A 19484-nucleotide genomic window follows, 5' to 3' on the forward strand; every position below is an offset into this window, starting at 1 on the left:
CGAATCGCTTCAAGCGCAGAACAGAGCGAGTCCGCATCGGAGCTTGGCTCGGGAATGGAAAAAGCGCGGGCCACTTGCTGCGCCTCATTCAAATTCATCCCAAGCACAACCTGGCCAAAGGCTTCAAACTTTCCGATCAGCCCGAGGACGCGTCGCAGGTCCTCGTCGGAGCGCATCGATGGATCGGCCAGATCAAAAAAGAAAATGCGTTCCGCTTCTTTGCCGACCGCCGGTAAAAGATCCTTCAGAAACCAAGCCATGATCGACTCCAGCTCGGGCAGGCAGGTCCAGTTGAGGAAGCAACAGAGCCGGGTCAGTCCGACTTTATCGATCAAAGCACTCTTTCCAATAACTCCTTCGATCGCAGTAGCGGTCACCGCCTCATAATTCGAGATCGTCGAGAGCATGAGCTTTCCGTTCGAAAATTCCAAAGCATGTGTCACGGCAGGCTCAGCTACCGAGTGAACACTGATCCTTTGAGCGAAGTCCGTGTAGGCCGGATGTAGCCCTGGAGTGCCGAGCGGGCCAATGTAGTCGATACCCACTCCTGACTGGGAAAGCGCATTGGCCATAATCGGGCCATTGCCGCCGATTTTCTCTAATTCTTTTACAATTTCGATCAGCGCGCTCTTCCCATCGGCATCGACAACGCGTTGCCCGAAATCACGCAAGGTCGCAAAAGGTTCGAACGCGCTGCCGCTGCCCCCGCGGGTTTCCACTGGCTTGCAAATTACATCGACCGTTGCGTCAAAGCCCAGTATCGTATGAAGCTCGGTAAGCTTTGGCAAAGCTCCCTCAATCAGGGGTAGCAAGCTCGTGTAATCCTTCGTCATAGGAGACGTCCTTAAAATTGGCCCTCCGATACCGTCCACCCGCCATCAACGGCGATGACCTGCCCGGTGACAAAGCAACTCTCAGGAGATAAAAGATAGCTTGCCAGCCCATCGAGGTCTTCCGGGCAACCGATCCGCCCTCCATCCAGCGGTTGCTTCGTTTTAATAAAATCCTGGATAACGTCATCCTGCGCGGCTCGTTGGGCCATCGGCGTTTCCACCAGCGCGGGAGCGATCACATTACAACGGATATTCTCCTGCGCATAATACGCGGCAATCGATTTGGTAAAACCGATGATGGCCGACTTGGCAGCAGCATAAATATGGGTGGAGAAATAACGCGGCGACGGAGAATAACCAAGGACCGAGCCCATATTCAGAATCCGGCCTGCGGTCTTTCGCTCCAGGAAGACTTTGATCGCAGCCCGATTACTCAGAATCAATGATTTCAAGTTAAGGTCCAAAGTGAAATCGATCCCTTCATCGGTCACCTCGTGCAGAGGACCATCTCCAAAACGACGGCCACTCCCGCCGGCCACATGGTAGAGCCCCTCGAAGCTGCCGAATTTCTCCAGACAGGCGTCAATCGCCTTCGGCGTCGTTGCCGGGTCGACGGCATCACCAGAGATCGCGAGGCAGCGCTCGGGATCGACCGTTGCCAGCTCGGCTTGTGCCTTCTCGGCACTTTCCGGGTTGCGACCAACCACAACCACGCTGGCACCGGCACGTATAAACGCGAGGGCCGAAGAAAGGCCAAGGCCCGTTGTGCCGCCGATGACGACAATGGATGAATCATGAAGTGGTAGAGGGGGCATCTCTCCCCCTAGCCTGCCTCTTCACTTCTGTCTTGTAGCTCCTGCGCTTTCCTGTGTAAAAATTACGCGCAAATTGCTCCATCAAGTGAGAGTCCGCAAACCTGAATTGCTAGGCCCGCAAGCGCTACTCGGGAAGCTCTCGATAAAGATTCGGGAGATCACCTTCAAAAACTGTCCACGGATCTTGGTGAAAGTTTTCAAAATCTGGAAAGACATGTTTTGAGGTCGGCTCATCTGGATAAGGACTCCAGTTGTGCGGATTCTCATCCCCTCCTGGCTTACGACCAAACCAGGTAAGGGCAAAGGCCACCTCATGAGCCATAGGGTCGGTTTTGATATTCTCTAAAAATATCTCGGTGTAAAAAGAAGCGCTGGTTGTCGTGCTGAATCCATTTTTGAAACCAAACTCTGTAATTGCCGCCACTTTATCATATTCCCTTGCCAGCTGCGTGACCGTTTGGGCACAGGCCAGCATGGTTTCCGGTAAACCAATCGGGGCATAGCAGTCGAACCCAATCACATCGACATACTCGGGGCCAGGAAACCGAGAGAGATACTTTTCGACCGTAGTCGGCTTGCTAGGCGATAGGACATAAATCAGATTGTGGAGATCCATCTCGTCTTTGAAAAAGTGGACAGTCATCTTCCATAGCTCATTGTATTGCTCGGGCGTGCAGGTTTTGGTGCCCCACCAAAACCAGCCTCCGGTATGTTCGTGATACAGGCGCAAGAGCACTGGTATGGGATTGCCTTGCTCGTCTTTGAGCCCCTTGATGAAGTCGCCGTAGCTTCGCAAAGTCTCGAGGTAGGCTTTGTGGTCTTGGCTGTCGCGGTCCAAAACCTTGGTCACAGGATCCCCCCGGTTGTCCTTATGAGAATGATTGTAGGGAATCTCAAGGTCTGGATTCCGTGAGTGCGAGCTCAGGCTGATGACCACTCCCCTTCGATGCAGTTCTGGAACGAGCTTGCTCCAGTAAGGGTAGTATTCTGGCTTGTGGAGGCCAAGCTCCACCACGGCAGGATGCTGTCCGACCAAGTCCTTGGTGTCGGTCTGGTCGAACTTTGGCTGAGAGTTCCTGATCTCTTGGGACTCCGTGTGCTTTCCGTAAGTGTAAGCTCGATATTGCCCGTATAAAAGGTGCTCTTTGGCCACCTGTTTTAGGTTGTTGTAGAAACGGACCGTTTCAGGTGTGGCTTCTCGATCGACGAGAGAAGTGCCGGCCTGAGCCAACCCGGAGAGGGAAAAAACAATCCAGAAAGAAGCGCAGAGGTGGTTTTTGGTCATTTGTTGTTGGGGGGTGGGGGTTTGAATCCGCTTACCTTCTCGAGCGAGTCCAGAGGAAGCTTGGCCGCCAAAACCGGGTTGCTTACGAGGGGGTCGCAGAGCAGTCCTTACACTTTCCTGCGCTTTGATTTTTCAGAGATCCTTTGAAAAAAGACCTTTAGCCGACGGAGGCCCCCTTAGGTCCTGAGGAAATTTCAGAAATCTGCACTTGGCCTCTCTCCAAGAAGCCGGAATTGACGATGCGCGCTCGAAGCCCTCCGCGACCTCGCAGCCATTCTTCCGCGCCCTCTCCGCAAGCGGTATTCATCCAGTAGCAGGGGCGTGCCTCCTCGGTCCCTTCGAAAACGACCCCACCCATTCGAAAGGTTTTTCCGATCCAAGTCAGAAGCTCCAGGCCCTCGACGACTACATTCCGGCGATAGGCCGAGGGCAGGAAGGAGCGGCCCAAGTGGGCTTCCAGGGCCTGATGCACTTTCAGGTCAAAAAAGGTGATTTGCCCTTTGAAGTCCGGACGGTGGTCAAAAAAGCGGTCCCCCTCAATGCCCCGACCAGCCAGGCAGTGAAGGGCGTCCTTGGCGATGATGGGACTGTCTCCAGGCGACTTTCCGTGGCGACCCTGGAAATTGTGTCCCGGTGAGAGGAAAAGGTGATGGATCACAACTTTCTTTGTCATAGCAATCGGTCCCGGCACCCTCTCAGATTGTGGGTAGAATCGGCGAAATTCTGCCGGGAATCCATTGCAAAGATGAACCGCGTTCATAGTTCAGATGAGGATTTTTGGCAAAAGCCCCTTTCAATAATGAGGCAAATTCATCGAGAAGACGGTAAAAGCGACCGCATCGGGCTGTTTTGGCTCCAATTAAGAATCCAACCATGAAACTAACCAACTACCTTTCCACCACGCTGCTGGGGCTCGCTTTGGCGGGAACAGCAGCCCACGCGGGCGAAGACCCGATCATCGAACCTCTTCCAGCGGTCGAACCGGCCTTCACCGACTACTTCACCCCCAAAATCGATCTTCGGGCTCGTTATGAATACGCCGACATCAACACCGCAGCCTGGCCTGGTGGGGATTCCGACGCCTTCACCCTCCGAGGTCGACTCGGCCTGCTTTTCGACAACAGCTACGGCCTGACCGCTTACGCAGAATATGAAGGAACCGTGACCGCAGATCGCACCAGCTACAACGCAGCTGGCGTTCATGGAGAACTTCCTCCCAAAGCCCCCATCGCCGACCCTGAGTCTCACGAGTTGAATCAACTCTGGATCGCCTACAAGAAGAGTGGCGCAAGCGTCAAAGTGGGTCGCCAAGCTTTCGTTCTCGACGGCCAGCGCTATGTGGGCGGTGTCGCTTGGCGTCAAAATATGCAGACCTTCGACGGTGGAACGGCTACTTACTCCCCCATCGACGACCTGACCTTGACCTACGGTTACTTCTACCAAGTCAACCGGATTTTCGGTAGCGAAGCTCCCTTCGGTGGCGGCAACACGCAGGCCTTCGAGGATGCCAACATCCAGCTTTTCAATGCGGCTTACAAAACGCCTCTCGGAAAACTTGTCGGCTATGCCTACTTCATGGACTTGGGCGAAGACAGCGTTCCTGCCCGTGGCCAGTCCAGCAATTCCTACGGCATCAGTCTGGCCGGCAGTTATAAGATCGATGACGATTTCAGTCTTCCCTACTACGGGGAAATCGCCTACCAGACCGAAGCCTCCAACTCAACACTCGACTACGAGACGCTCTACTACCACGTGACGGGTGGAGTGGCCTACAAAGGATACTCCCTCGGGGTCGGCTACGAGTCTCTCGGCAGTGACAACGGCGTCGGCTTCAACTTCCCGCTGGGAACCAACCACAAGTTCAATGGTTTCGCCGACCGCTTCTTGAACACTCCTGGCACGGGCTTGGAAGACTTCTATGTCTACGCGGGAGCCAAGCTTCCTTTTGGCATCAACTTCAAAACCGCTTACCACTATTTCACCTCCGAGACAGGTGGCATCGACTATGGTCAAGAAATCGACTTTGTCCTATCGAAGAAGATCTTCGATGTGGTGGTCTTAGCCAAGTATGCCTACTACGACGCCGACACCGCGGCCAACAACACCGTCCCTGGCGACACCACTCGCTTCAGCATTGAGCTGAACTACAAATTCTAAGAGGATTTCGATCCTTCGGTTGTGCGCGAAGCGCGTCTGGTTTTCCGGGCGCGCTTCTTTTTTGTAGGAACGGCACTGGGAACGTGGCAGGGATTGCTCACTACCCACTCAGGATCGGGTAAGGCGAGCGCCTGCCCCACACTCTCGAAGATCCCTACCAGAATCTCATGAGCCAGACTCAAGGGCCTTTCCTTATGGAGGTAGGCCACCCAGGTTCTCTGGAGAGGAGAGGATTGGCTAATCGGTCGGAAAGCAAGCAAGCCCGACCGGAGCTCGGCTTGCGCGATCCACTGGGGGACCACCCCGACCCCGTAGTCGATGATGGCCATCTGCTTGATGGCATCCATGTTGCTGATCTCGAGAACTTTTTCCAGTCCTAGCCCAAGGCGGGTCAGGTAACTTTCAAAGAGCCGCTGGGTGACGCTGCGGCCCCCGTAGGTCACGATCATTTGGGAGGTCAGATCAGAGGCGTCGATCTCTGCTTTTTCCACCCACGGATGCTGCGGCGACATGAGAAAGCCAAGTTCATCGGTGAAGAGGACTCGTTTTTCCAGGTGGTCCGGGACCTCCATATCGATGCCGATCGCCAGGTCGATTTCAGACCGCTCCAAAAGACCAATGAGCGCCGGAGTATCGCGAGCCGAGATCTGAATTTCGCATTTGGGAAAGCTTTCACGAAACTCGCGGAGCACGCTCGGTAAAACGTGCTGGCAAAGAGACATGGAGGTGCCAATCTGCGCCCGCGGCAGCTCCCATTCCCGCATGCGACCCACCTCCCGGGAAGCCACAGCCAAGTCTCTCAGAATTTGCTCGGCTCTCGGTAAAAAGTATTCCCCCTCAGGCGTGAGCGAGACGCCGCGGCCCTCGCGACGCAGGAGTTTCGCATCCAGTTGATCCTCCAGCGAACGGAGCGAATGACTGACCGCGCTCTGGGTGAGAAAGAGGTGCTCGGCGGCTTTGGTGAAACTTTGGGTCCGGGCAGCAGCCACGAAGGCTTTCAGTTGTCGTAGATCGGGTGTCTCCATTTGGAAAAGGTCACTCTATGAATGAAATTCATGCAGTCGATGAGAATGTTGCCAGCACAAACAAGGCCAAAGACAAGATTCCGAGACGCTGGGTGGTAGCTTATGGTCGTGTCAGATCGCTTTCCCATCTCGCTATCGGCATCTGAGACTTTCCGGATTGGATTTGTTCCGCTGGTCGATTGTGCGCCTTTGGTGGTTGCCAGCGAACTGGGGCTTTTCCAAAAATACGGTGTTTCCGTCGCTCTCGCGAAGCAACCCGGCTGGGCAACGGTTCGAGACAAGCTTGTTTACGGGGAGCTGGATGGGGCGCATGCTCTTTCCGGCCTTCTCTTTGCTCTTGCTAACGGCATCGGCTGCCTCAAAAAGCCCTGTCTGACTGGTCTTTTGCTCAACACCCACGGCGACGGGATCACTCTCTCGAATCAACTTTGGGAAGAAGGCGTGCGGAGTGGTGAAGACATCAAGCCGCTTCTTGAATCCAAGCGGGGCCTCGGCCCGCTCGTGTTTGGTGCCGTCCATCCTTTTTCCACCCACCACCTTGTTTTGCGGCAGTGGCTGCAAAAGGTCGGACTGAAAAACGAGGAACATGTTCACATCGTGGTGGTCCCGCCTATGCTGATGGCGCGCAGCTTGGCCTCTGGCCATTTAGATGGCTACTGCGTGGGGGAACCTTGGAATACCCAAGCCATCTTGGAAGGGAATGGCTGGCTCCTCCACGCCACCTCGGAGGTTTTCCCCATGCACCCCGAGAAGGCTTTTGTCCTGAAAGAGGAACACTACCGGGACCACCCAGCTGACTGCGCGGCCATGGGGGCGGCCATTCTAGAAGCTTGCCAGCTGTGCGACGATCCCGATTTTCGCAAGAAAGAAATGGTCAGCCTGCTCAGCCGCCAGGAATACCTGAATTGCCCGGCAGAGTGGATTGCCAACAGCCTCTTTTCCCCGGTCTTTTGCGGCCAGGGCCACAGCCGGGACATCCCGGGCTTCCATCTTTTCCATGGGGGCTCGATCAATCGCCCATCGAAGGAACAGTCGTTCTGGCTGAATCAGCAACTTTCTCGCTACGAGGTGCTTCCGACCGAGCACCCCGCCCCCACCCGGCCCGCCTCCCTCTTCCGGGAAGAGCTCTACGAAGAATCCGTCGGACTCCTCAAGGTCGCGGCCTAGACCGGGACTCCAGCACTTTAACCCCCTGTGACTTCAAGACCAAAAATACACACCCAATGAAACCAACTCGTCTAACCAAACTCGCTCTCGGAGTCGGCCTGATGGCCACTCTCGCAGGGTCCGCCCATGCCGACTTGCTCGACGTGGAAAAAGACACACTCAAATTCGGCTTCATCAAGCTGACTGACTGTGCGCCCATCGTGATTGCCAAAGAGAAAGGCTACTTCGATGACGAACTCCTGACCGTGGAACTAGAAGCCCAGGGCAACTGGAAAGAGCTGCTTAATCGCGTCATCAACGGTGACCTTGATGGCGCTCATATGCTGGCTGGTCAGCCCATCGGGGCCACCATCGGCTTCGGCACCCAAGCAGAGGTCGTGACCGCCTACAGCCTCGACTACAACGGCAATGGCATCACCGTCTCGAACCAAATTTGGTCCGAAATGAAGCCCAACGTGACCATGGGAGAAGATGGCAAGCCCGTCCACCCCATCCCCGCTGACTCCCTCAAGCCCATTGTCGACAAGGCCCTCGCCGGTGGCAACAAGCTCAAAATGGGAATGGTCTTCCCGGTTTCGACCCATAACTACGAAATCCGCTACTGGCTGGCTGCCAGCGGCATCAATCCTGGCTTCTACTTCGACCCCAGCACGGGCCAATCGGACGTCGCCGGATTTTTGAATGGGGATGTAGAACTCTCCGTGACGCCCCCACCTCAAATGCCTCAGACGCTCGAAGCCGGCACCATCGTCGGTTACTGCGTGGGCGAACCTTGGAATCAAGTGGCCGTGTCCAAGAAGATTGGTGTGCCTGTTACCACCAACTACGACATCTGGAAGAACAATCCTGAAAAGGTCTTCGGAGTCACCAAGGGTTGGGGAGAGGAGAATCCCAACACTTGGATCGCTGTCACCAAGGCGCTCATTCGGGCCGGATACTGGCTCGATGAAAGCTTCGAAAACCGTGACGAAGCTGCCAAAATCCTCTCGGAGCCTCAGTATGTGGGAGCTCCCTACGAGGTGATCCGCAACTCCATGACCGGCACCTTCGAATTCGAGCCGGGTGTCGATATCCGCGACATGCCTGACTTCAACGTCTTCTTCCGCTACAACGCCTCCTACCCTTACTACAGCGATTGCGTGTGGTTCCTCACTCAAATGATCCGCTGGGGTCAGATCGAAGAGCAAAAGTCGGATGAGTGGTTCGCTGAAACCGCTAAGAAAATTTACGTGCCGGAAGTGTATATGAAGGCCGTCGAAGAACTAATCGACGATGGTCATTTCACCAAGGAAGACTTCAAGTTGGCTTACGCTGCCGTGGAAGACGGCGGTTACAAGCCCGCCACGACTGATTTCATCGACGGGCTCGAATATGACGGCGCCAAGCCGAACGACTACATCAAAAGGTTTGAGATTGGCCTGAAATAAGCCCCTACCTCACCTGAAACCGCCGCCGCCCACCGTGGGCGGCGGCACTCTCTCCCACGTTTCACCAAAGCCAAACCGACTCATGAGCACACCAGCCACCGATAGCACCCTGAGCGCCTCCTCCGTTCCCCCGACGCCTTTGCCCTCGAAGCCAAAAAAGGGATTCAAATACAACCCGAACAAGGTCGCCCACGTCTGCGATAAGCTGGGACTCGGCTACTTCAGCCCCATTGCCCGCCTCATCGGACGCGATGAGCCAGCGAAACAGCTCAAAGCCATAGCGCTCAACACTTTCCTTCCCATCTTGGCCTTCGCCGTGTTCCTGATCGCTTGGAACAGTATCGCCGCCATCGTGGTCACCGAGAGTCAAAAAATCCCCAGCCCCGCTGAAACCTGGGCTGCTTGGGAATCCATGGTCGAGTTTGCCGAAATCGAGAAACAAAAGGAAGCCGAGTTTTTGGAAACCATCGAAACCCGGGCCACTGGGTTGGAGGAACGCGCACTTGCCAAGCCAGAAAGGGCAGAATTCTATCTCGAAAAGGCAGCAGAGGCTCGCTCAAAGGAATACCTTGGGAACAAAACTTTCTTTGACCAGATTTACATCTCCGTGGTCACCATCGCCGTCGGTTTCCTTGCCGCCTCGCTCATTGCAATCCCTATCGGCATTCTCTGTGGTGTCTCCCCTCTCTTCAACATCGCTGTCAACCCTCTCGTCCAGCTGTTTAAGCCGGTCTCTCCTCTGGCTTGGTTCCCGATCGTCTTCGTGATCACGACCTGGGGGATTGAATCACCCGAACCCACCAGCATTTGGCAACGGGCCCTCTTCAGCTCTGCAGGCGTGGTGACTCTTTGTTCCCTTTGGCCTACCTTAATCAACACCGCCGTCGGCGTGGCCTCGGTGGATAAGGATCACTTGAACGTGGCTAAAGTTCTCAAGCTGAACTGGATGCAGCGCATCTGGAAAATCGTCCTTCCCGCCTCACTCCCCCTGATCTTTACCGGATTGCGGGTTTCCATCGGAGTGGGTTGGATGGTCTTGATTGCTGCTGACATGATGGCGCAAAACCAAGGGCTCGGAAAGTTTGTCTGGGACATGTATCAGAACGGTCGCATCGAAAGTTTTGCTCAGATCACCGTCGCCATCTTCTTCATCGGTGGCATCGGCTTCTTACTCGACCGGATCATGTTGGTCATGCAGCGCTTGGTCACCTTCGAAGAGCAGCCCGGAGTCTAAGGCACTCATTCGGAATTCGAACTTCAACCATGGAACTCTCGTGAGCTACATTGAACTGCAAAACGTGTCCGTCGGATACGGCTCTGGCACCGCCCGGACCGAAGTCCTCAAGGACATCAACCTCACCCTCGATAAGGGAGAGTTTGTCGCCATCCTCGGGTTTTCCGGGACAGGGAAAACCACCCTCACCAACCTGCTGGCCGGAATGATCATGCCCGACAAGGGTAAGGTCCTGGTCGGCGGGAAAGAAGTAAAAGGACCTGACCCCTCTCGAGGCTTGGTCTTTCAAAACTACTCCCTGCTCCCGTGGTTGAACGTGCATGATAATGTGGCGCTCGCGACGAACCGGGCCTTCCCCGATGAATCCGGCCCTCAAAAAGAGGCCCGCATTCAGCAGGCCATCCAGCGGGTCAATCTCACCCCCGCCCTGCACAAACGACCGGGAGAGCTATCGGGAGGGATGAGGCAACGCAACAGTGTGGCCCGGACCCTTTCGATGAATCCGAACGTCCTCCTTTTGGACGAACCACTCAGTGCTCTCGACGCTCTCACCCGGGCCAATATCCAAGATGAGATTCTTGGGATTTGGAAGGCGGAGGGCCAAACCATTCTACTCATCACGAACGACGTCGATGAAGGACTCTACATGGCTGATCGAGTGATCCCACTCAGCATGGGGCCGGAGGCCACCTTGGGGCCGGTCGTCATCAACGATGCCCCCCGCCCTCGCGATCGGGATTCCATGGCACTTGATCCTGAAATGGGCAAGCGACGTAACCAAGTTATCGAGTTTCTCCTCTCCGAAAGAGAGCGAGCCCGATCGGCCGAGGAGCAGCTAGAAGTCACCCTCCCCAACATCAAGCCGCTCGACATCTCGATGTCCAAGCCCAGTTGGTTCAAAGGCATGAAAACAAAGCCGCGTAAGGCGGTCGGCCAAGCCTGAGGTCGCCGTTCTCCTTTCCATCTAAACGTCAATTATTATGTCAGCCTTCGAAGCCATCAATTTAGGAAAGACCTACAAGACCCCACAGGGTCCCGCCGTGATCGTTAAGGACGTAAACTTCAAAATGCACCCTGGAGAATTTGTCTGCATCATTGGCCACTCAGGTTGTGGCAAATCGACCGTTCTTTCAATGGTCGCCGGCCTCAATGAAATCACCGAAGGTTCCGTCCTGGTGGACAACCGCGAAATCAATGGCGCAGGACCTGACCGAGGCGTGGTCTTCCAGTCACCTTGTCTCCTGCCTTGGATGAGCGCCTTTGACAATGTCATGCTCGGCATCAACCAAGTCTACTACCACGCCAGCAAAGCGGAGCGGGAGCAAATCGCGCGCTACTACCTATCACGAGTCGGTTTAACCGAAGGCATGGAAAAGCTACCGGATGCCCTTTCTCAAGGCATGAAGCAGCGCGTGGCCTTGGCCCGCGCCTTTGCCCTCGCTCCCAAAATGCTTCTCTTGGACGAACCGTTTGGCATGCTCGATAAGCTGACCAAATTCGACCTCCAGGAAGTCCTGATTGAACTCTGGAATCGGGAGCAACTCACCGCCATGATGGTGACGCACGATGTGGATGAAGCCATCTACCTTGCCGACCGCGTCATTTGCATGACGAACGGCCCCGAAGCCGAAATTGGTGAAATCGCGGAGATCAAATTCGAACGGCCTCGCGATCGGCACACCATCCTGCACGACCCTCGCTACCTCGAATATCGCCAGCAGCTGATCGGCTTCCTGACCGAACGCGCTGAAATCCGTCCCAGCCAACTTGCCAAGGCCAAAGCAGCCTGAACTAAATCCGCCTCAGGTCTTTTCCAGACCCCCTACCCCGAACATGAGCTCTGCCCCGTCCATCCCTGAGACCGCTCCTTTCACACCCGAACAACGTCAATGGCTCAATGGCCTTTTGGCAGGCATGTTTTCCGGCAATGAAGCGCTTGGCGCCTCCGAGCCCGTCGCCAAGAAACCGGAAGTGGTCGTGCTCTATGGAAGCCAGTCTGGGAACACCGAGACCTTGGCCGACAGCTTCGGTGAGCGGCTGAATGCCTCCGGCTTCCAAGCCAACGTCGTCTCAATGGAAGACCACGAAGAAGTGGATCTAGCCAGTAAGGAACATGTGCTGCTGCTCTCGAGCACTTGGGGGGATGGCGACCCACCGGACAGTGCGATCGGATTTTGGGAAAAGCTCTCGGCGGAAGACCACCCCCGGATGGAAAAGCTTCAATTTTCCGTCCTGGCGCTGGGGGACACCAACTACCTCACCTTCTGCGAATTCGGCAAGCAGCTTGACAGTCGCCTGGAAGCACTGGGGGCCACCCGCATGGCGGCCCGAGTCGACTGCGACACCGATTTCGAGGAACCGGCCGACAAATGGTTCAGCGCTGTCTTAACCGGATTGGAGAGCACCACCGGTGCGGGAACCAAGACCGAAACTTCCACCGCACCTCCTAAAAAAGCCTGGGGTCGGTCCAATCCTTTCCCCGCTAAGCTCAAGACCAATTTAGAACTCAACAGCAAAGAAAGCGCCCGGGACACGCGTCACTTCGAAATCGAGCTAGGCGATAGCGGGCTCTCTTACGAAGCGGGTGACGCCCTGGGAGTCATCCCGACCAATTGCCCGCAGTATGTGGAGGACCTGCTGCAAGCGGCCGGCTATACCGGTGATGAACCGATTGGTGATAAGACTCTTCGCCAAGCACTGACCGAGGATTACGCCATCACCCTGCCCTCGCCCAAGCTGATGATCGAATTCGCCAGTCGGGCCGACTCGGCTGAGTTGACGGCTCTGCTCGACGATAAGGAAAAAATGGCTGACTACCTCTGGGGTCGGGAAATCGTGGATCTCTTTGTAGAATATCCCAAGGCCCGCTGGAGTGCCGAAGAATTTGTCGGCTTGCTCAGCAAAATGGCCCCCCGCCTCTACTCCATCTCCTCCAGCTCCAAGGCGCACCCCGGCGAAGTTCACTTAACCGTCGCCCGGGTCGGCTATGAAACCCACGGCCGAGAACGAAAAGGGGTCGCCTCGACCTTTCTCTCTGATCGAATCGCCGAGGACGGAGCCGTTCCCATCTACGTGCAACCGAACAAGCACTTCAAAGTCCCCGCCGACACGCAGGCGCCCATGATCATGGTCGGCCCCGGGACCGGCATTGCCCCCTTCCGGGCCTTCTTGGAAGAACGCCAAGCCACTCACTCGCCCGGCAAGAACTGGCTCTTCTTCGGCAATCCTCACGAAAGCTCCGATTACCTTTACCAGGAGCAATTGGAGGCAGCCAAAGCCGATGGTTCCTTGGCACGGCTGGACCTCGCTTGGTCTCGGGATGGGGCCGAGAAAGTCTACGTCCAAGACCTCATGCGCAAGAGCGCCCAAGAGCTTTGGGCCTGGCTGGAGGAGGGAGCCTACTTCTTTGTCTGCGGAGATGCCAAGCGCATGGCCAAGGATGTAGACAAGGCCCTTCATGCCGCCATTGAGACCGCCGGGGGCAAAACGCCTGAAGAAGCGGCGGCCTACGTCAACGACCTAAAAACCTCCAAGCGCTATGTGCGCGACGTTTATTGAGATGAGTTCCTTCACCGCTGAACAGAAGGAATACTTGGAAGGTCTCTTCGTGGGCCTCCGCCAACGTGGAGGCGGTCCTCTCCAACTGGATTTCTCCGAAATTTTTCCATCGAAAACCGCCGAAGTTCCCTCCGCCTCTGAAACGATGATGACCTTGGGAGAATCCTCTCCCACCAAAACGAGCTAATGAACTCCTTCAGCCCAGAACAGAAGCAATACCTGGAAGGCTTCTTCACCGGCGTGCTCAAGCGTCAGGCTGGTGGGGGGCCGCTTGCGGGAGGCACGACCTTTGCCGATGCCGAGCCCGAGGCCGGTCCCAAGCCCAAGAAAAAGAAAATTCTCCCGGAAGAGAAAATCAAGAAGGAACAGCATCCCTTCGACGCGCTCGACACGCTCTACAAAAACGCCCAAAATGACCTTCCGCCAGAGAAGCCGGATATATTCCGTTTCAAGTGGAATGGACTCTTTTGGCTCGCCCCCGTCCACGAAGGTTACATGTGCCGCCTCCGCATTCCGGGTGGTTTTGTCACTTCAGCCCAAGTGCGGGAATTGGCTTCCATCGCCGACGACATCGCAAGCGGCTTCCTCCAAATCACGACCCGGAACAATTTTCAAGTCCGCATCATCCAGCCCAAAGACACCCCCGAACTCTTGCGGCGTCTGCAAGACTGCGGGCTCCACTCCCGGGGCTCCGGCGGGGACAATCTGAGAAATTTCACCTGCAATCCTACGACCGGTTTCGACCCCCAAGAGCTCCTGGACGTCAAGCCTCTCGTCCAAGACCTGGCCCACTACATCATTAACCAAAACGAGTTTTATGATCTCCCTCGAAAGTTCAATATCTCCTTCGACAATGGGGGTCTCGTCGGGACACTCGAAGACACCAATGACATCGGCCTGCGCGCCGTCCTGCTTGGCGAGGTCCCCGAAGGCCACCCGCTCCATGGAAAAGCGGAGCCGGGCGTTTACTTCCAGGTCCTTCTCGGAGGCGTCACCGGACACGAAGAATTCGCAGAGCTGTCCGACATCCTCTGTCCTCCAGAGGAATCCGTCGCCGTCATCGCAGCCCTTTCCCGTTGTTACATCCGAAATGGCAATCGGACTAACCGCGGTAAGAACCGCCTCGTGTATCTGCTAAAGGAATGGGGGTTTGAGAAATTCCTTCAGGAATCGGAAGCCATTTACGGTCAGCCCTTCCTGCGATTGAACGCGGAGAAAGACGCAGACCTACTCGTCCCCAGGCAGAAAGCGCCGCGTGCGCACTCCCACTTGGGGGCGCAACCTCAGAAGCAGCCCGGAATGAACTATCTCGGAGTGCACGTGCCGGTTGGCCTCCTCGAGACAGACGAAGCCCGGGCCCTCGCGGACATTGCGGACGAGTATGGCAATGGCGAACTGCGGCTGACCGTCTGGCAAAACCTTCTCATCCCCAACATCCCGGAAGAGAAAATCGAAGCAGCCAAGCAAGCCGTGACCGAGGCCGGCCTGCGCTACGAAGCCAGCTTCATCCGAGGGGCCGTTGCGGCTTGTACCGGCAATAAATACTGCAAATATTCCAGCGCGGACACCAAGAGCCACGCCATCGAAGTGGTCGATTTTCTCGACGAGCGAATCGCGCTTGATCATCCGATTAATATCCATGTCACAGGCTGCCCCCACTCCTGCGCCCAACACTACATTGGGGACATTGGCCTGCTCTCTTGTAAGGTCCAGCAGGGCGAGGACACCGTAGAAGGCTACCACGTCTTCGTGGGCGGTGGCTTCGCCGAGAACAAACGAGTGGGGCGACAACTCTTCAAATCGGTGGCTGCCGGAGAAGAGCTCAATCATCGCATCCTCGCCCTCATGCAAGCTTTCCAGGCCAATCGCCAGGGTGAAGAAACCTTCCTTGAGTTCACGACGCGGCTGGAAATGGAACAGCTGGTCTCGCTCGCCGAAATGCAGCTGTCGGCACTGGCGGCTTGATCGATGATCTCAGAGCTGACAGAGGCAGCCGGCAATGAAACCACTGGCACACTCGTCGACCGCTTGTTAGCGGGACAGCGCTCCCTCTCGGCCGTCGAACGCTTCTCCCAACGGCACACCGACGCCAAGGGCCCGGCCAAAGAAAAGTATTACCGCGACCTCATCCCTCTCTCCCGCCCCCAAGAGGGAGAGCAGTATTCCTTCGAGGTCGATCTCGATGCCTGCACCAGTTGCAAGGCCTGCGTCACTGCCTGCCACAGTCTCAACGGGCTCGACGACACCGAATCCTGGCGAGACATCGGCATTCTTTACGGCGAAAACGACCAAGGCCCCTGGCAGCAAACCGTCACCACCGCTTGCCATCACTGCAACGACCCCGGCTGTGCGAATGGCTGCCCGGTCCTGGCCTACGAAAAGGATGAAGACACCGGCATCGTCCGCCACCTAGACGACCAATGCATCGGCTGCCAATATTGTGTTTTCAAATGCCCCTACGACGTCCCGAAATACAACCAATCGCTTGGGATCGTTCGCAAGTGCGACATGTGCCACGACCGGCTCTCCGAGGGCGAAGCGCCCGCCTGCGTTCAAGCCTGCCCCAACGGCGCCATCAAAATCAAGATCGTCCGGCAAGACGAAGTCGTGGCCCGCGCAGAGAGAGAGCTGCAAATGCTCCCCGGAGCCTTTGACTCCCGCTACACCCAACCGAGCACCGTCTATCATTCCAAAAAGACCATCCCGAGCGATGCCCGCCCCTCAGACGAGCGAGACCTCACTCCAGAACACGCCCACATGCCTCTGGTTTGGATGCTCACGTTGACCCAGCTCGCTGCCGGTCTCTGGCTCGGCAGCCTTCTCTTTGGTGGTCCGGGTGATCCGGTGACCCGGACTTGGTGGTGGAGCGCCGCAGCGCTTCTCAGTGCGGTCGGCGTGGGTGCCAGTGTCCTGCACCTCGGACGCCCCTTACAAGCTTGGCGCGCCTTCCTCGGCTGGCGCAAATCCTGGCTCAGTCGGGAGATCCTGGCCTTTGGTGGCTGGGTCCCTCTCGGCCTGACCGCCCTCGGCCTGCTTCTTCTCCAGCTTCCCTTCACTAAAATTGCGGGATTTTCCGCCACTGCTCTCGGGCTGGTAGGCGTTTTTACTTCCGTCATGGTCTATGCCGACACCAAGCGGAGCTACTGGAATTTGGAGCGAACGGGGCTTCGCTTCTACGGGACCGTCGGGCTGGCCGCCGCCGCCTCGGGCTGGGTCGCAGGCAGCAGCCTGGCCGCCGGGGTCCTGGTGGCCGCCACCCTCGGCAAGCTCTCTTGGGAATGGTTGCGCACCGTTCACCCCGCCCGTCAGCCCGGCTGGGATCCAGAAATCCGGAGCGCTCGGGTCTTGCTCGGGCCCCTGCGGAGGATGGGGATGGCCCGGCTGAGCGCCTCCCTCCTCGGGGGAATTCTCCTTCCTCTTCTTTCTCTCGCGTTGGCGCTGCCTTCTTTGGCTTGGGCTGGGATCTTCCTTGTGTCTGTGGGAGAATGGCTGGAACGTTACCTCTTCTTCTCCGCGGTCACCCCTCCGCGCATGAATGGCGTCGTCTAATCCTATGATTCGCTTCAAATTCGCGCAGACCAAATTCCGGGACAAGCTTCTCCGCGCGACGAAGTTTCGCAACTTCGACGGCAGCCTCACGCAGCAGTTGCGCAAAACCCAGGGAGCCTTCGGCACAGGTCTGCAACCCCATGCCCTGGCTCCCGACGCCACCACCAATGCCATCTGCGGCTTCTGCGCCACCGGCTGCTCCCTCTCGCTCCATCTCCGGGAAGGTCAAGCCGTCAATCTCACACCCGATCCCGACCACCCAGTCAACTACGGCATGGCCTGCCCCAAAGGCTGGGAAGCGCTCACCGTCTTGGACGCCCCCAACCGCGCCACCACCCCGCTCATGCGACGGGACCGCGGCCAAGCGCTCGAACCCTGCACCTGGGAAGAAGCCGCCCACTTTTTCTGCGAGCGCATGAAGCTGACCCAGGCCCGCTTTGGCAAGGAGAGCGCGGCCTTCATCAGCACTGGGCAAATCTGCCTCGAAGAAATGGCCTTTTTAGGGGCTTTCGCCAAATTCGGCATGGGCATCCTGCATGGCGATGGCAATACCCGCCAATGCATGGCGACCGCAGTGATGGCTTACAAAGAGTCCTTTGGCTTCGACTCCCCCCCCTACACCTATGGCGATTTCCAGGAGTCGGACGTGCTCGTTTTCGTGGGCTCCAACCTCTGCATCTCCCACCCCATCATGTGGGAACACGTGGAGAAGAATCCCCACCAGCCCAAAATCATCGTGCTGGATCCCAGGCGCACGGAGACCGCCATGGCCGCCACCCATCACGTCCCTCTCCGGCCCAAGTCCGACCTGACCCTCCTCTACTGTCTCGCCCGGGAAATCCTCCAGCAGGGCTGGCAAGACAAGGATTTCATCCAGGCCCACACCGAAGGGTTCGCCGGGCTGGCCACCCACTTGGAGGAGTTCACCCTGGAGCACGGGGAAGAAGCTTCCGGCATTCCCGCGGCCGAAATCCAAGAACTCGCCCGCCTCATTGGCCAAGGCAAACGCGTCTCCTTCTGGTGGACCATGGGCGTGAACCAGAGCCACCAAGCCACCCGCACCGCTCAGGCCATCATCAATCTGGCTCTCCTGACTGGCAACATCGGCCGACCCGGCACGGGTGCTAACTCCATCACCGGGCAGTGCAATGCCATGGGCTCGCGCCTTTTCAGCAACACCACCAACCTCCTGGGGGGACATCGCTTCGAAGAGCCGGCCCACCGGGAAAAAGTGGCCTCCCTCCTGGGCATTCCGATCGAGCGCATTCCCACCCAAGTCAGCCTCCCTTACCACAAAATCATGGAGGGAATCGACACCGGCGATACCAAGGCCCTCTGGGTCATCGCCACCAACCCCGCTCACTCTTGGATCAATCAGAATGAAATTCGAGAGCGCTTCGACAAGCTCGAATTCCTGGTCGTCCAAGACATGTATGCCGACACCGAGACCGCCGAATTGGCCGACCTCGTCCTACCGGCCGCGTCCTGGGGAGAAAAGGAAGGCAGCTTCATCAACTCGGAGCGCCGCATCGGCTTGGTCAAGCAAGTGCGGACCGCACCGGGCCAAGCGCTTTCCGACTTCCGGATCTTTCAACTCTTGGCCCACGAATGGGGCTGCGGAGAATTCTTTGCAGAATGGGACAGCCCCGAAAGCGTTTTCCAACTGCTCAAGGAACTCACCCGGGGCCAGCCCTGCGACATCACCGGCATTCGGGACTACCATCACGTAGACACCAAAAGCGGCATCCAATGGCCCCTGCCTGAAGGAAGTGATGTCGAGGAAGGCTCCCAGAGACGGCTCTTTGCCGATGGCAAATTTTTCCGTCCCAACGGCAAGGCCCAATTTGTCTTCGACCGCTCCCGCCCAGGACCCGAGACCCCCGACCCCGAATACCCCTTCTATCTCCTGACCGGCCGAGGCACCAGCGCCCAATGGCACACCCAGACCCGCACGCGCAACTCCCGCATCTTGCGCAGTCTCTACCCCCAGGATGCCTACATCGAAATCAATGCGGCCGATGCCGAAGCCCTCGATATCGAGGAAGGGCAAGCGGTCCGGGTCGACTCTCGGAGAGGCAGCGTGACGGCCGCCGCCTTGCTCTCCCCCGCCGTGACCGAGGGATCGGTCTTTCTGCCCATGCACTACGTGGAAACCAACCAGCTGACCCACTCCAGCTTCGATCCCCACTCCCACCAACCGAACTACAAAGCCGGCGCCGTCCGCCTGACCGCCCTCGCCCGAGCCTAATACCAAGCTGCAGAATTGGCTGGTAGAATGGAGGGAAGGTGTTGTAGGGGAAAGGCTTGCCCCTGCTTTTCAAGAAGAGGGACTCTTCGGGCACTGACTTGAATTTCAGCTATCTGATCAAGAGACGGACTTGACCAGAAAAGAGGGCCAGGTGGGAGAAGACGGAGAAAACCTCTCCGAGAGCCC

16 protein-coding genes are annotated in these 19484 nt (G+C 57.1%); 11 read left to right on the top strand and 5 right to left on the bottom strand.

Annotated features, from left to right (window positions below):
- The 4 genes from AAF555_08590 to AAF555_08605 form a co-directional block, all read right to left on the bottom strand.
- Window positions 1-833: carbohydrate kinase family protein (locus tag AAF555_08590; GenBank protein ID MEM6911629.1), on the bottom strand; the 833-nt coding region annotated here is incomplete at its 3' end.
- Window positions 834-844: 11 nt separating this feature from the next.
- Window positions 845-1648: an SDR family oxidoreductase gene (locus AAF555_08595; GenBank protein ID MEM6911630.1), complete on the bottom strand. Its 804-nt coding sequence runs from the start codon at window positions 1646-1648 to the stop codon at window positions 845-847.
- 124 nt (window positions 1649-1772) lie between these two features.
- Window positions 1773-2933: a glycosyl hydrolase gene (locus AAF555_08600; GenBank protein ID MEM6911631.1), complete on the bottom strand. Its 1161-nt coding sequence runs from the start codon at window positions 2931-2933 to the stop codon at window positions 1773-1775.
- 157 nt (window positions 2934-3090) lie between these two features.
- The gene (locus AAF555_08605) at window positions 3091-3606 is read right to left on the bottom strand and encodes an MOSC domain-containing protein (protein MEM6911632.1); all 516 of its coding nucleotides are present in this window, start codon (window positions 3604-3606) and stop codon (window positions 3091-3093) included.
- A 200-nt stretch (window positions 3607-3806) separates the two neighbouring features.
- Here AAF555_08605 and AAF555_08610 point away from each other — a divergent pair, with 200 nt between their 5' ends.
- A complete protein-coding gene (locus AAF555_08610; protein MEM6911633.1) occupies window positions 3807-5090 on the top strand; it encodes an alginate export family protein in 1284 nt (427 codons plus the stop codon).
- On the opposite strand, the gene AAF555_08615 is transcribed toward AAF555_08610, so the two are convergent.
- Window positions 5087-6115 (bottom strand): LysR family transcriptional regulator, encoded by a 1029-nt coding sequence (locus tag AAF555_08615; protein ID MEM6911634.1) that lies wholly within the window; start codon window positions 6113-6115, stop codon window positions 5087-5089. The two genes, AAF555_08610 and AAF555_08615, sit on opposite strands and share 4 nt — an antisense overlap.
- Before the next feature lie 102 nt (window positions 6116-6217).
- Here AAF555_08615 and AAF555_08620 point away from each other — a divergent pair, with 102 nt between their 5' ends.
- The 10 genes from AAF555_08620 to AAF555_08665 all read left to right on the top strand — a co-directional run bounded on the left by AAF555_08620 (window position 6218) and on the right by AAF555_08665 (window position 19298).
- Window positions 6218-7282 (top strand): CmpA/NrtA family ABC transporter substrate-binding protein, encoded by a 1065-nt coding sequence (locus tag AAF555_08620; GenBank protein ID MEM6911635.1) that lies wholly within the window; start codon window positions 6218-6220, stop codon window positions 7280-7282.
- A gap of 101 nt (window positions 7283-7383) precedes the next feature.
- Window positions 7384-8709, top strand: coding sequence for a CmpA/NrtA family ABC transporter substrate-binding protein (locus tag AAF555_08625; GenBank protein MEM6911636.1), 1326 nt, complete (start codon window positions 7384-7386; stop codon window positions 8707-8709).
- An 82-nt stretch (window positions 8710-8791) separates the two neighbouring features.
- Complete coding sequence (locus AAF555_08630; protein ID MEM6911637.1) at window positions 8792-9943, top strand: ABC transporter permease; 1152 nt, start codon at window positions 8792-8794, stop codon at window positions 9941-9943.
- A gap of 40 nt (window positions 9944-9983) precedes the next feature.
- Entirely contained in the window at window positions 9984-10886 is a 903-nt protein-coding gene (locus AAF555_08635) for an ABC transporter ATP-binding protein (protein MEM6911638.1), read from the top strand.
- Between the two features lie 37 nt (window positions 10887-10923).
- Window positions 10924-11733 carry an ABC transporter ATP-binding protein gene (locus AAF555_08640; protein ID MEM6911639.1) on the top strand — a complete coding sequence of 270 codons (810 nt, stop codon included), beginning with the start codon at window positions 10924-10926 and terminating at the stop codon, window positions 11731-11733.
- Window positions 11734-11776: 43 nt separating this feature from the next.
- Window positions 11777-13501 (top strand): sulfite reductase subunit alpha, encoded by a 1725-nt coding sequence (locus AAF555_08645; protein MEM6911640.1) that lies wholly within the window; start codon window positions 11777-11779, stop codon window positions 13499-13501.
- A gap of 1 nt (window position 13502) precedes the next feature.
- Window positions 13503-13688, top strand: a complete 186-nt coding sequence (locus tag AAF555_08650; GenBank protein MEM6911641.1) for a hypothetical protein — start codon at window positions 13503-13505, stop codon at window positions 13686-13688.
- A complete protein-coding gene (locus tag AAF555_08655) occupies window positions 13688-15466 on the top strand; it encodes a NirA family protein (protein ID MEM6911642.1) in 1779 nt (592 codons plus the stop codon). Before AAF555_08650 ends, AAF555_08655 begins: the two co-directional genes overlap by 1 nt.
- A 3-nt stretch (window positions 15467-15469) precedes the next feature.
- Window positions 15470-17050: a DmsC/YnfH family molybdoenzyme membrane anchor subunit gene (locus AAF555_08660; GenBank protein MEM6911643.1), complete on the top strand. Its 1581-nt coding sequence runs from the start codon at window positions 15470-15472 to the stop codon at window positions 17048-17050.
- Window positions 17051-17054: 4 nt separating this feature from the next.
- Complete coding sequence (locus AAF555_08665; GenBank protein MEM6911644.1) at window positions 17055-19298, top strand: nitrate reductase; 2244 nt, start codon at window positions 17055-17057, stop codon at window positions 19296-19298.
- Window positions 19299-19484: the final 186 nt, after the last annotated feature.

It is taken from the genome of Verrucomicrobiota bacterium (assembly GCA_039027815.1).
In the GTDB taxonomy this organism is placed as follows: domain Bacteria; phylum Verrucomicrobiota; class Verrucomicrobiia; order Verrucomicrobiales; family JBCCJK01; genus JBCCJK01.

Coding starts and splice junctions, on each gene's coding strand:
- AAF555_08595 (MEM6911630.1), bottom strand. CDS start 1,648: ATGCCCCCTCTACCACTTCATGATTCATCCATTGTCGTCATCGGCGGC.
- AAF555_08600 (MEM6911631.1), bottom strand. CDS start 2,933: ATGACCAAAAACCACCTCTGCGCTTCTTTCTGGATTGTTTTTTCCCTC.
- AAF555_08605 (MEM6911632.1), bottom strand. CDS start 3,606: ATGACAAAGAAAGTTGTGATCCATCACCTTTTCCTCTCACCGGGACAC.
- AAF555_08610 (MEM6911633.1), top strand. CDS start 3,807: ATGAAACTAACCAACTACCTTTCCACCACGCTGCTGGGGCTCGCTTTG.
- AAF555_08615 (MEM6911634.1), bottom strand. CDS start 6,115: ATGGAGACACCCGATCTACGACAACTGAAAGCCTTCGTGGCTGCTGCC.
- AAF555_08620 (MEM6911635.1), top strand. CDS start 6,218: ATGGTCGTGTCAGATCGCTTTCCCATCTCGCTATCGGCATCTGAGACT.
- AAF555_08625 (MEM6911636.1), top strand. CDS start 7,384: ATGGCCACTCTCGCAGGGTCCGCCCATGCCGACTTGCTCGACGTGGAA.
- AAF555_08630 (MEM6911637.1), top strand. CDS start 8,792: ATGAGCACACCAGCCACCGATAGCACCCTGAGCGCCTCCTCCGTTCCC.
- AAF555_08640 (MEM6911639.1), top strand. CDS start 10,924: ATGTCAGCCTTCGAAGCCATCAATTTAGGAAAGACCTACAAGACCCCA.
- AAF555_08645 (MEM6911640.1), top strand. CDS start 11,777: ATGAGCTCTGCCCCGTCCATCCCTGAGACCGCTCCTTTCACACCCGAA.
- AAF555_08650 (MEM6911641.1), top strand. CDS start 13,503: ATGAGTTCCTTCACCGCTGAACAGAAGGAATACTTGGAAGGTCTCTTC.
- AAF555_08655 (MEM6911642.1), top strand. CDS start 13,688: ATGAACTCCTTCAGCCCAGAACAGAAGCAATACCTGGAAGGCTTCTTC.
- AAF555_08660 (MEM6911643.1), top strand. CDS start 15,470: ATGATCTCAGAGCTGACAGAGGCAGCCGGCAATGAAACCACTGGCACA.
- AAF555_08665 (MEM6911644.1), top strand. CDS start 17,055: ATGATTCGCTTCAAATTCGCGCAGACCAAATTCCGGGACAAGCTTCTC.